The organism is Methanosarcina sp. 1.H.T.1A.1, from assembly GCF_000979295.1.
GTDB lineage: Archaea > Halobacteriota > Methanosarcinia > Methanosarcinales > Methanosarcinaceae > Methanosarcina.
Window position 1 is genome coordinate 1 of the sequence record NZ_JJQY01000137.1, and the last position, 11,112, is coordinate 11,112.

Below are 11,112 nucleotides of genomic sequence, written 5' to 3' on the forward strand. Positions count from 1 at the left end.
GACCACCCGAAGTCTACACTGCTCTTAAAGGTCAGGGGGTTAGTCCATTACTTGGCAGGGAAAACCAAAGAGCTTGATTTTGTTAGCCCTGAGTTTGGGGGTTAAGGTTTAAGAAAAGCTTTAAGTTTTAAGATTGTGGGGTTAAATTTTAAGGTTAAGGGGTTAAAGAAAAAAACTAAATGTCTTTTTACAAAAAATGTTTTTACCTTTTGTTAATAATTCAACTTCAGATGACACAATTGTTGTTGAGTTTGGAACTTACTCTCAGAGCGTCACTAAATAATGCTTATGACGAGGGCTAAATTGAAACAAAAAAACAACTATATATTTATGTGTTCCTAAATAACTGCTTTATAATAGCAAGGCTCCAGAATTTGATTTGGTTCGGATTTGAGTTCCATGAATATCGATACTAATAACCATATTTTACTTTTTATTTATGGGTTAGCAGCTTATGTCATAACTTCTTATGTTACAACTACTTTCGATGGATTTAACAAAAAAATTATTGACAAGCTTCCTGAGAAATTATATGAGTTTATAAGTGGATTTCCGATTTTACATCAAAAGTCTATTAAATTATACAAAGAAGCTATCTTGCACAAGTACTCAGAGATCCGTATTCCTTTTCGAGATGAGCCATTAAATTTACAGGATATTTATGTACCACTAAGACTATATCACTCTCTAAAAACAGAAAAAATAGAATCTAAGGAAGCTGTCAAGAAATTTGATCGTATTGTAGTTGTTGGTGAACTAGGTTCTGGGAAATCTACTATGTTGAAGCACCTTCTTGTTTCTTTCATAGAAGATTTATCTAAATTTCCAAACTCTTTATTTCCTATATTTTTAGAAGTAAGCACACTTGCTAACTCGAATTCTACCTATCTATTTGATGATTTATTATCGACACTCAATAATTATAACTTTATAAATGGAAAAAAGTTTTTAGAGAGGTTATTGAATGAAGGTAATTTGATAATCTTCATGGATGGATTGGATGAAGTAAATAAAGAAAAAAGGAAAGAGATAGTTGCTAAAATAGAACAGTTAGTAACAAAATACACAAAAGTTCGGTTTGTCATCACTTGTAGATCTGAAGTATACAATGATGAGCTATTCAATATCCCTCATCGGCAAATTTTAGAAGTAGTAGAGTTTGAGGATAAGCAGATTTCACAATTTTTAGAGTACTGGAAAGAAAAACTACCTGAAAATAAATCTGTTAACCAACTCTTAAAAACACTTCATGATACACCTCGTATAATGGAACTTGCAAGAAATCCATTGATGTTAACGATCATTGCCTATTTGTATTGTAATCCAAACTATGAATTACCTCATTCCAGAGCTGAATTTTATAAACAGGCTTGTAATGTACTGCTTAATGGTTTGCATCCAGACATTAACGATAGTAAATACTTAGCCGCCAGTAAAAAAGAAATCTTGAAGCATTTGGCTTTATTTAATCAAGATACTGAAGAAGAAAACAGGAAAATTATAGATCATAAATTAATTATAAGAGGGATTGAAAATGTATCAAAATCCAATGGTATGGAAAGAGAAGATCCTCATCTTATTCTAAAAGACATAGTTGAGAGAAGTGGTTTACTAATTTCAATTGATGGGGGGGACTCATATCAATTTGCTCACCTTAGTCTCCAAGAGTATTTTGCTGCAGAGGCTTTAGGAAATAATCAAAAAGCTATACTAACGCGTTATAATAAATACAAGGAGACTTGGCGTGAAACCGTAAAGCTATGGTGTGGTTTTGGTTATGACTGCACAATTTTAATAGAAGGCTTATACAAAATAAATTCTACGTTTGCCTTTGAATGTCTAGCAGATGCTAGCAAAGTTGATAATGAGCTAGCTGATAAAATAATTACTGAATTTAAACTGAAAATTATAGAACAAACTTCTTTGGACACTTTTCAAAAGGACACTATTCTAAAGGGATTTGGATCTTTTGCTTCAAATATAAAAAGTAAGAGAGGCTCAGAGATATTTGAATTTTTAGTAGTTACTTTGGAAAATGAATCTTTAGACACTAGTGTTAGGCAAGGAGCTGCCTTTTCACTTTCTACTACAAATTTACCTAAAGCTGCTAGTGTATTGGCTCGTAATTTCTTTACTTTTGAAGAATGTAGAAGTTTGTTAATTAAAATGGGAGATTTTATTGTTCCAGCCTTAGAAAATGAATCAAGTAGTGTAAGTTCAGTTCCGCGCATTAAGATATTTCGGGAGGTAGGAACTCCCTTCGCAGCTAAATCAATAGTTCCTTATTTGTGGGACAATAATAGTGAAGTTGCTTATACGGCCGCTTGGAGTCTAAGTTCTCTGATCAAAGACAAAAATATTGAAAAAGAGCTTAGTGGTTATCAGTTTCAAAATGGAATTGATCAACAAACTCTCGATTGGGTATGGTCTCCTTTTGAAGATGTCGAACATTCTAGTCTATCGAAAATATGTGGGAGAATTGGATTTATTCTGGATACTCCAAACACTTTTAATTCTACTTTAGACCTTTTTGAAAATTCCAAAATAGATGAAAGAATAAGTATACCGCTTTTCGTATCAAATATGTATTTCTCTAAATGTTACAATGATATCTGTGAAATCTCAGGAAAAAATGATCCATGGTCATCAGATTTTGAACTATTCTACTACGGAAGGTCTAACAAAATACAGAGAAAAGAAGAAATTATAAGAAAAGTCTATGAAGATATAAAGGCAAAAAATTACCTCAAGGTAAAAGATCTCTCAAAAAGAAAGAATTATCCATGTATATTTTTCGATTGCATGGATGAAATTCTAAAATTAAAAATGATTTCTATAATATTATTTGAAAGACCAGTGTCTGTGGAAGATTGGACTAATATAAGAAAAGAAAGCAAACTTGAAAGCGAATCTATCTTTTTTAAAATACCGTATCAAAGTATAATTATGATAATGTCTACACCCCTTACTATAATCTCACTCAGTTATGGAACTTCCATTACACTTAACTCTATGCGTGGGCATTTTATTTTTTTATCGCACTTAAGTGAAATTATTAGCTCTCATCCTAACTTGTCTTTTCTTCCTTTTTTAATTTTGCTTCTTCCATGTTCACTATTTATATCCAAAATAATAGAGGACAAAGACGATTTTTTACCAAATCTTTTATGTATACCTGTCTGGATTCCAATTATTATTGCAAATTTATTGTCAAGTAGAAACGCATTTTCATTTGATGAAGTTTGGAAGTATATAATAATTTCTGCAGTTACAGTTATTTCATATTATTTTTTAGTCCGATTTATGAATGAGATAATATCTGCTTCTTTTTTTGAGATAATATTTACTACTATTGTAATTACAATTACAGTATCCGGCTTAAAAATTATAAGTAATATTATGGACAGAGAATTAGATAAATCAACAAATCCTTTGAGAGAAATTATTTTACCAATATTTGAAGAAAAGTGGTTCTCTTAACCATAGAAATTAGATAATTAAACCTTAGAAAGTATAGAATTATAGTTCTTGACGTAACCTATTACACAGATTAACTGTAGTTGAGAAAGAATTCATTGATTACAATACAGGAAATACACTTCAGGGAAGGGAATACTGGAAGCCATTAAGTGACATATTTCTTGATTACATAGACCATCCTGAAGCCAAGTTTGAAAGGGATGTTGGAATTTTACAAAGAAGACATCTGAAGCCTAAAGGATGTGTGTACATTGGAAAAGAAGCAAACAAGATTGTAATGCAGGAGCTTGAGAGTAATCATGTTGAGATGTACCCTGATATTGAAAAGATGAGGGAATTTATTCTGAGTTTAACTCCTGATAAAGCCAGGGAGATTGGGATAAAGTACAGAAGTACATTGAATAAATTGAAAAACAGAGTGAAGGAAGGCGACTTTAAACTAGATACAAAAGAGGTGAAGAAAATTTTGGATGTATATATTATTGAGGTGAATTAAAATGACAGAATTTAATGAAGATTGCAATGAATGTGGAGTTTCAATGAAAATAATTCGTAAAGAAAAGGAACTTGCAGAGTGTGATATGGACGATATGACCGAAGGTGAGATGGCAGATTATATGGCAGCCGAAATGTCAGGTGATTATGGAGACTGGGCAATTGATGTTGTGACATACAAATGCCCTAAATGCGGTAAAATTGAAATCGTGGAATATATTTGATGTACTTCTAGTGACTGAAAGCACAAATGAAGGGTATTATAACCCCCCCAATATTTTTGATCAAACAACCGAATCTCTCTAAAATACCTTAATTAAACTCTTGTTTAACTATTTATTCGAAAATAAGTAAATAAAAAAATAAATTCATTTATTTCAGTAGAGTGTTCACTTGAAAGTACACATAAAATCTTTTACTATTTTTGTACAAATTTTTTCAACTTCTTCTCTTTCAGCCTCAGGAAGCCGGATTATAGGATATTCTGTTTTCACATTCTCACTCACTATACGCCCCATTAAATAAAAAGGAAAAAATTCACAGAATTGTTCTTTTGCTAATTCGAATTCATTTTTAATTGATGATGTTTTGTAGTCTAAAAGAGTGTAATACTTTTGGAGTTTATTTATTTCAATAAGTAAATAAAAATTATGAGTTAATGCTACTTCATAAATGGCGTGAGAATACTCATGAAGGATCATATGCGTAATTATATCAATATTATTACAGATAAGGTGTGATTTTATCTCAATTAATATTGTACCTTTAATAAAGGATTCTTTTTGATAACAAGCACTCGTTCGAAAATATATATCACGTTTGAGATCAAAATCTTTTAAACAAACATTATATGGAAATGTTAGATCGTTCTTTACAAGAATACTCTCGACCTGCAATTTTGCTTTATCGAGTACTTCATTTTTTTCATATTCTGACATACTTTTTGTTTCCATATACTGTCTGATAGTAAGTTTCCAATTACTGATATCTGTCTTAAGATCTTTAAAGTTTTCATCTAAACAAGATATATATCCCGAATTTTCTTCGATCAGTTTAATCACCCAATGTTTTGATTAATATAACTTAGAAATTGCATGAGTGTATTGAAAACCGGTAGTGTCAAACTTTCAGTTGCGTAATTGTTAATTAGATTAAGCGAGTAACACTGATAAATAATTTTTCATGTTTACTCGAGAAAAATTATAAACAAATGAAAAGTGGGTTTTTGGTTCAAGGCATTTTTCGAAAGAGAAAAGTTTATTTTGGTTAAAACAACTTCCAAAAAGAGGTTGTACATTAACTTCACAATACGTACAAAATTCTGATTTTTTATTAAAAAACCTTATTAAATGAGTAAATTTTTTGTTAGGACGACTTTCTAAAAAATAGTGCTGTGGATATTTTTCAATAGCGTACATTTTTTTAACGTTGTATATATCCCCCTAATTCAATCCGGGGTATGGAATTAACCCATGAAATCCTTCTACGAAATCCTTCTATTTCAGATCCCAAGACTTGCAGAAAAGAAGATTTCCTTCCTCACTCCAAAATTCCCAGTTCTTTCATAAGTTTTTCCGAATACTCCGGCACCGCCCCCGGTTTTGATGCTACATAAGTCCCAAGCATGCTGGCAACTGAAGTGGCTTTTGAAACTCCGTACCCTGAAAGGTAGGTATACAAAAATCCCGCAGAAAAAGCATCTCCTGCCCCTACAGTATCTGCAACTTCTACGGGTGTGGTTTTAATCTCCTCATAGACTCCATCCTGATATACAGCTGCTCCCTCAGGTCCTTTTGTTATGCAGATCACTGATATTTTCGGGTACCTGTCCGTAAGCAGGCGGCAGAGAATTCTACAGGCATACGTGGTGCCGAAAAGCATACCGGAAATTTGGGCTGCCTCTTCTTCATTCATTTTGAGGATCGTGCAGTGCTCAAGGGAAGATAAGACCCATTCCTTTCTGTAAAATCCGGCTCTCAGGTTTACATCGTAGAAAAAGTGTTTTGCTTTTATTTCCGAAAGCAGCCTTTTCAACGTCTTCCTGTTTTCTTCCGACCTCTGGGCAAGGGTCCCGAAACAGAAAACATCCCACTCCTCGGCTGCAAGGGCTTCAAATTTTCTTTCATCCGGGGTAATCGCGTCCCAGGCTACGCCTTTATTGATATTAAAAATCGGGATTCCTTCGGCTTGCAGTTCTACGGTTACGGTTCCTGTCGGCCTTTTTTCGTCGATTAAGATGTACGAAGTGTCAACTCCCATCTCTTCAGCTCTGGAAAGGAGAGTTTTGCCAAGCTCATCCTTTCCGACTGCGGTGAGCACAGCCGGCTTTGCTCCCAGTTTTGCAAGGTGGGCTGCAAGGTTAAGAGGGGCACCTCCGAGATGGGCTGTGCCTTTGATGATATCAAAAAGGGCTTCTCCGAAGGTGAGGGCTGTAATCGGCTTTGTTTGTTCCTTTTTCATCTTTTCACCCTCATTTATCTCCCGGCCCGAATTCGAGCACTATAAAATTTTCCATGTTTTCTTGCTGATATCGAATCAAATCAAGAAAAAATAATGATCTTCTTAATATTGAGTATTTTCGTTAAAGAATTCAGATTAAGCATTTGATATTAGGGTTAAACTTTTTACTTAATATTCTGAACTATTGATATTTTCATCTATAGATCGGCTATACGATTGTTGAAAACAACATCTGTGGAAAGAGGTGTGTTTTCAACGTGAATCATAAAAATTTTTTTAAAGTTATTTATTCTGTAATTTAGTGTTGTGAGCACACTGTTGCGAAAATAGGCGTCAACAACATTACTTAAATAATATAATTGTTTTATATATATTGTAATCAATGTTGCAAAATAGGGGATAGTAAAAAAACGTAAAAGGTGGTAAATATGGCAAATGGTATAGTAGAAAAAATCTTTAGTTCCGTAAGGTCGATACTTGAAATTTTATTTATTGCAATTGTTAATCAAATGAATAAACCTAAAAAAGTAAAGCGTAAAAAGATGAAAAGAAACTCCACTAATAATAGAGAAGAAGAATATTATTACGAAGAAACAGATGATTACGATGATTCAAGCGATGATTAATCTGATTTAAAATAACCTGATTTAAAATAACCTAATTTAAAAAAGGTGCTGATTTTCAGGTGCTGGTAGACCAGTTGAAAACAGCACCCTTGAAATTAGGAGCTAAAATTAGGGGATAACAACGTAGGAACCGGTTTTAAGCCCGAATTAGTTTTAAGCCCGAATTAGTTTTAAGCCCGAATTAAATCCTGATAGTTGAAAACAGCCCCGCAAAAACAGAGAATCTAAGCTATTTTTTATTGTGTTTGCAGTCACTCCTCTAATTTACTGAATATAGAGCCTTGTCGGATTAAAGGCCGTAAATCTCCATTTTTCATTCTAATTTATTTACGAAATGGCTTTATACCTTACCCGCTTACGGGAAACCCTGTTAAGCTTTATAGACAGGAGAGGAAAGACGGGAGAGGACCGGGATACGCGAACACAGTAGCTTTCTGGGCACTGAAAAGGTGGGTAAACTTCTTTTCAAGCTCTCAGCCCCTTCCATAATCGGGATGCTTGTTTACGCTTTTTACAACATAGTAGACACGATCTTCGTTGGCAGGGCTCTCGGGGAAGAAAGCGTTCCTGGAATTGGTGGGCTGGTGATATCTTTTCCAATCCACATGCTCGCAATGGGGGTTGCAATAGGGCTCGGGGTAGGAGGAGCCTCAATTATCTCAAGGTCTCTGGGGTCAAAAGAGCCACATAAAGCTGAAAAAGCGCTTGGGACCGTGTTTTTTCTGGGAATTTTCCTTGGGCTTGCCTACTCGCTTGCAGGGCTTGCCTTTCTTGAGCCTTTACTAAAACTCTTTGGGGCAACGCCTAACATTATGCCCTATGCGAAGGCTTACCTTGAAATCATAATGGCAGGTTCGGTTGTCTTTACTCTCGGGATTGCAACCGAAGACCTTGTAAGAGCCGAAGGCAACGCCCGCTATGCAATGTTCGGAATGCTCCTGGGGGCCGGCCTGAACATGCTGCTTGACCCTATCTTCATCTTCGGGTTTGACCTGGGGGTCAGGGGAGCTGCTATTGCAACTATACTTGCCCAGCTTGCATCCACGGTCTTCCTGCTGCGCTACTTCCTTGCCGGAAAAAGTTCAGTTACCTTCAAACCAAAGCTGCTGATCCCAAGCTCTGCAATCTCAAAAGAAGTAATAGCAATAGGTATCGGTCCTTTCATTGTTGAAGCTTCAAACAGTGTCATGATGATTTTTGTAAATAATGCCCTTGTAACTTACGGAGGAGACGTTTCCATTGCAGCCTTCGGGATCATTCACCGCCTGCTCCTGCTCATCTTCCTGCCAATGCTCGGGATCTCTTTCGGCCTCCAGCCCATTGTAGGCTATAACTTCGGCGCAAAACAGTTCTCAAGAGTGGTCGAATCGGTTAAGGTCGCCCTGAAAGTCAGCACTCTCTTCTCTCTCCCGGGTTTTCTGGTCATGTTCCTCTTTCCTGCCCCTATCATCCATATCTTCAGCCCTGATCCTGAACTCACAGCCGTAGGAGCCGAAGCCATGCGGATCGTTGTGCTTATCCTGCCTTTCATAGGTTTCCAGCTCGTAGGCGCAACCGTGTTCCAGGCCCTTGGAAAACCGAGGCCAGCTTTTATTCTGTCACTTGCAAGACAGCTCCTTTTCCTGCTGCCTCTTGTGCTGGTCCTGCCGAGATTTTACGGGTTGGCCGGAGTCTGGGCTGCGTTTCCCATTTCGGATTTTCTGGCTTGCGTGCTGGCTGCAGGGTTGCTGGGGATAGAGTACCGGAAGTTTAAGAAGAAGGAAAAGAAGAGAGAAAAGCTTCAAATTGGGCTGGGAAAGTGAGGCTCGATCTGATAAGAGGTCTTGATAAATAAGAAAAAAGTAAAGAAAAGGTTATCTGGCACTCATGTCAGGCTGCATTATCCCGAATATATTTTTTTCTGTGTCGAGACAATATGCAAGCCAGCCTATGCCGGGTATGGGTCTCTTTTCCATAGTCACTTTGCCGCCGTGCTTCTGTATTTGATTCAGGTATTTATCAATGTCCGGGACGTCTATTGTGCAGATATAGGTGCTTATCGGAGTGTCTACTCCCGGTTCTCCTACCTGCCTTCTCATCAAACCCCCATCGATTCCTGGGTCTTCTTGTTTACCGGTTGTTATGCTCCAGTATTCCATGGGACCTTCCCACTTCTCTATCTGCCAGCCGAAAACATTCTCGTAGAATTTTTTTGCCCTTTCAATATCTTCTGCGTGTATTTCGAAATGAACTACTCTTGGCGTGATAATTACCCCCTGTTATAATTAGATAGTTTGGATGGTATTTATACATTAATTTAGGCTTTGCTTTTTTAGACATTTAATTTTCTCTATTTGATGGGGAAGGGGCACAGGAAGTTTGGGCATTTTGAGGATAAGAAAGTTAGGGGTTTTTGGGTTTTTAAAAAAGGATTTGAAGAACTTTCCAGCTTCTTAAACAACTATTACGACGTTTTCAAATTGCCTTTTGTAAGCTTCTCCTCAATATTTTCAAAGTAGGCAATGAATATGCGATTAATGGGGATCAGATAATTTTTAAGGGCCAGTAATATACCGATCGAAACTAAAGCAACAAGCAGGGAACCAGCCATATCCATAGGAAAATGTAGTCCGGAATAAACTCTCGCAAGTCCACCAGTAAACGCAAGAATGAAGAATACAGCACCGCTGCGCCTAAAATCTTTGAATGTCAGGAGCATCAACGAAACAGAAATCATTATAGTAGCATGGTCAGATGGAAAGATGACTCGGCGGCATGCGCGATAAGTAGTGTCCCTGTGGGAACCATAAAGGGTCTCGGGTGAAAATAGAATTGAGTGATGATTGAATTTATTCCCAGGCCGAGAAGGGCTGCATATCCGGCAAACAGAGCCTCCTGCCGATATTTATTTTTTGCAAACCATGTATATGCAAGATAAATAGCAAAAATACAAATGAGATATTGTGCTGCAAATATCATCGTAGTATCAAGAACAGAGTTCTTTCCGGCCATATCATTGATGATATGAAATAATGTAAGATTCGGGTCCATTATCACAAAGCTCAGTTTAAATCATATAAATTTAGCTCTATTGTTTTATGTCATTAATTGACTTCTGGTCGTCTAACTGCACGATTTATTTTCTGTTAAAATATGTGTATTTCATCTTCCTCAAAATTTTTTCCCTAAATCCAAAATCGATATAGCTATATATAACGTCTCCCACATCAAAAATATATTAATACCTGCTCTAATAAGGAAATGAAAAACATGCTTTTATTGGACATAACAACATTTGAGCTTGAAAACAGTGTTAAGTTATATGAGCGGTGGAAACAGGTGAACAGTAAGGGTTCTCCAAAAGGGCTGAAAGTTGTTAACCAGTGGTTTGAAGCAGGGGGAGGGCGTGTGATCACTATATATGATGTAAAGTCCGTAAAAGATTATACGGCTTACAATTCATTATTTACCGATTTGTGCCGTGTTGACGTTTTCCCTGTCATAGGGGTTGAAGAATTTAATAAATTCGCCTCAAAATACATGGACAATTATAGTCAACTAACCAATTATAGTCAACTAACCAATTAATTATACTCTTAATACCCGGTTATAATACCCGGTTATAGTTTCGAATGTAAATATACACTTAAATCACTCGAAGTTTTATATGCATGGTAAACAAAGACGGGCGGACAAATTCAATCAAGACTCTATAACCACTGAAGACACTGAAAGCACTGAAAGACCGTGTCCGTATTTCCTTTATTCCATGTTTTCCTTGCTTTCAGTGGTTCCCCTTTTGAGTAATTCTCCAAAATGATCTGGATAAATGCTCTTTTTTGAGAACATGTCGGATAAGTCGGTTGTATTATAATTTTCAATGGCGTTAAAAGTTTAATCACAATAAAAATATACTACCAACTTGAAAATTTGAATTAAAAAAGGTTTTTTGGATCGGTTATGATATATATTACCGGACCGTTATAAAATATAATAGGTTGAGAGTAATAGGGTTTCCTCTCAATCTAGGGTTGGATCGCAGGTAGGGATCTCGAGAATAGGGACTCGAACC

The 11,112-nt window shown here is 36.1% G+C and carries 11 protein-coding genes; 6 read left to right on the top strand and 5 right to left on the bottom strand.

Annotation, left to right across the window (positions count from 1 at the left end; all coding sequences use genetic code 11):
• The first annotated feature begins 399 nt into the window (after window positions 1–399).
• The 3 genes from EO95_RS13470 to EO95_RS13480 all read left to right on the top strand — a co-directional run bounded on the left by EO95_RS13470 (window position 400) and on the right by EO95_RS13480 (window position 4,199).
• Window positions 400–3,480 (top strand): NACHT domain-containing NTPase, encoded by a 3,081-nt coding sequence (locus EO95_RS13470; protein WP_048135428.1) that lies wholly within the window; start codon window positions 400–402, stop codon window positions 3,478–3,480.
• A gap of 244 nt (window positions 3,481–3,724) precedes the next feature.
• Window positions 3,725–3,976 (top strand): hypothetical protein, encoded by a 252-nt coding sequence (locus tag EO95_RS13475; protein WP_048135430.1) that lies wholly within the window; start codon window positions 3,725–3,727, stop codon window positions 3,974–3,976.
• Window position 3,977: 1 nt separating this feature from the next.
• Entirely contained in the window at window positions 3,978–4,199 is a 222-nt protein-coding gene (locus tag EO95_RS13480) for a hypothetical protein (protein WP_048135432.1), read from the top strand.
• A gap of 165 nt (window positions 4,200–4,364) precedes the next feature.
• Here the strand turns inward: EO95_RS13480 and EO95_RS13485 are convergent, their stop codons facing one another.
• Both EO95_RS13485 and EO95_RS13490 read right to left on the bottom strand, forming a co-directional pair.
• Window positions 4,365–4,913 carry a hypothetical protein gene (locus EO95_RS13485; RefSeq protein ID WP_048135434.1) on the bottom strand — a complete coding sequence of 183 codons (549 nt, stop codon included), beginning with the start codon at window positions 4,911–4,913 and terminating at the stop codon, window positions 4,365–4,367.
• Between the two features lie 601 nt (window positions 4,914–5,514).
• Window positions 5,515–6,435, bottom strand: a complete 921-nt coding sequence (locus tag EO95_RS13490) for a carbohydrate kinase (RefSeq protein ID WP_048135436.1) — start codon at window positions 6,433–6,435, stop codon at window positions 5,515–5,517.
• 428 nt (window positions 6,436–6,863) lie between these two features.
• Between EO95_RS13490 and EO95_RS13495 the strand changes: the two genes are divergently transcribed.
• On the top strand, window positions 6,864–7,061 hold the full coding sequence (locus tag EO95_RS13495) for a hypothetical protein (RefSeq protein ID WP_048135438.1): 198 nt from the start codon (window positions 6,864–6,866) through the stop codon (window positions 7,059–7,061).
• Window positions 7,062–7,510: 449 nt separating this feature from the next.
• A complete protein-coding gene (locus EO95_RS13500) occupies window positions 7,511–8,863 on the top strand; it encodes an MATE family efflux transporter (RefSeq protein ID WP_235283025.1) in 1,353 nt (450 codons plus the stop codon).
• Window positions 8,864–8,914: 51 nt separating this feature from the next.
• Here EO95_RS13500 and EO95_RS13505 read toward each other — a convergent pair whose 3' ends face one another.
• From EO95_RS13505 to EO95_RS18345, 3 genes are all read right to left on the bottom strand, one after another.
• Entirely contained in the window at window positions 8,915–9,310 is a 396-nt protein-coding gene (locus EO95_RS13505; RefSeq protein ID WP_327037167.1) for a VOC family protein, read from the bottom strand.
• 194 nt (window positions 9,311–9,504) lie between these two features.
• Window positions 9,505–9,873: a phosphatase PAP2 family protein gene (locus EO95_RS18340; RefSeq protein ID WP_235283028.1), complete on the bottom strand. Its 369-nt coding sequence runs from the start codon at window positions 9,871–9,873 to the stop codon at window positions 9,505–9,507.
• Window positions 9,777–10,091 carry a hypothetical protein gene (locus EO95_RS18345; protein ID WP_235283026.1) on the bottom strand — a complete coding sequence of 105 codons (315 nt, stop codon included), beginning with the start codon at window positions 10,089–10,091 and terminating at the stop codon, window positions 9,777–9,779. The genes EO95_RS18340 and EO95_RS18345 overlap by 97 nt, the downstream gene beginning before the upstream one ends.
• Before the next feature lie 210 nt (window positions 10,092–10,301).
• Here EO95_RS18345 and EO95_RS13515 point away from each other — a divergent pair, with 210 nt between their 5' ends.
• Window positions 10,302–10,628: a DUF3303 domain-containing protein gene (locus EO95_RS13515; protein ID WP_156164069.1), complete on the top strand. Its 327-nt coding sequence runs from the start codon at window positions 10,302–10,304 to the stop codon at window positions 10,626–10,628.
• The last annotated feature ends 484 nt before the right edge of the window (window positions 10,629–11,112 follow it).

Coding starts and splice junctions, on each gene's coding strand:
- EO95_RS18345 (WP_235283026.1), bottom strand. CDS start 10,091: ATGGACCCGAATCTTACATTATTTCATATCATCAATGATATGGCCGGA.
- EO95_RS13470 (WP_048135428.1), top strand. CDS start 400: ATGAATATCGATACTAATAACCATATTTTACTTTTTATTTATGGGTTA.
- EO95_RS13485 (WP_048135434.1), bottom strand. CDS start 4,913: ATGTCAGAATATGAAAAAAATGAAGTACTCGATAAAGCAAAATTGCAG.
- EO95_RS13515 (WP_156164069.1), top strand. CDS start 10,302: ATGAAAAACATGCTTTTATTGGACATAACAACATTTGAGCTTGAAAAC.
- EO95_RS13495 (WP_048135438.1), top strand. CDS start 6,864: ATGGCAAATGGTATAGTAGAAAAAATCTTTAGTTCCGTAAGGTCGATA.
- EO95_RS13490 (WP_048135436.1), bottom strand. CDS start 6,435: ATGAAAAAGGAACAAACAAAGCCGATTACAGCCCTCACCTTCGGAGAA.
- EO95_RS13480 (WP_048135432.1), top strand. CDS start 3,978: ATGACAGAATTTAATGAAGATTGCAATGAATGTGGAGTTTCAATGAAA.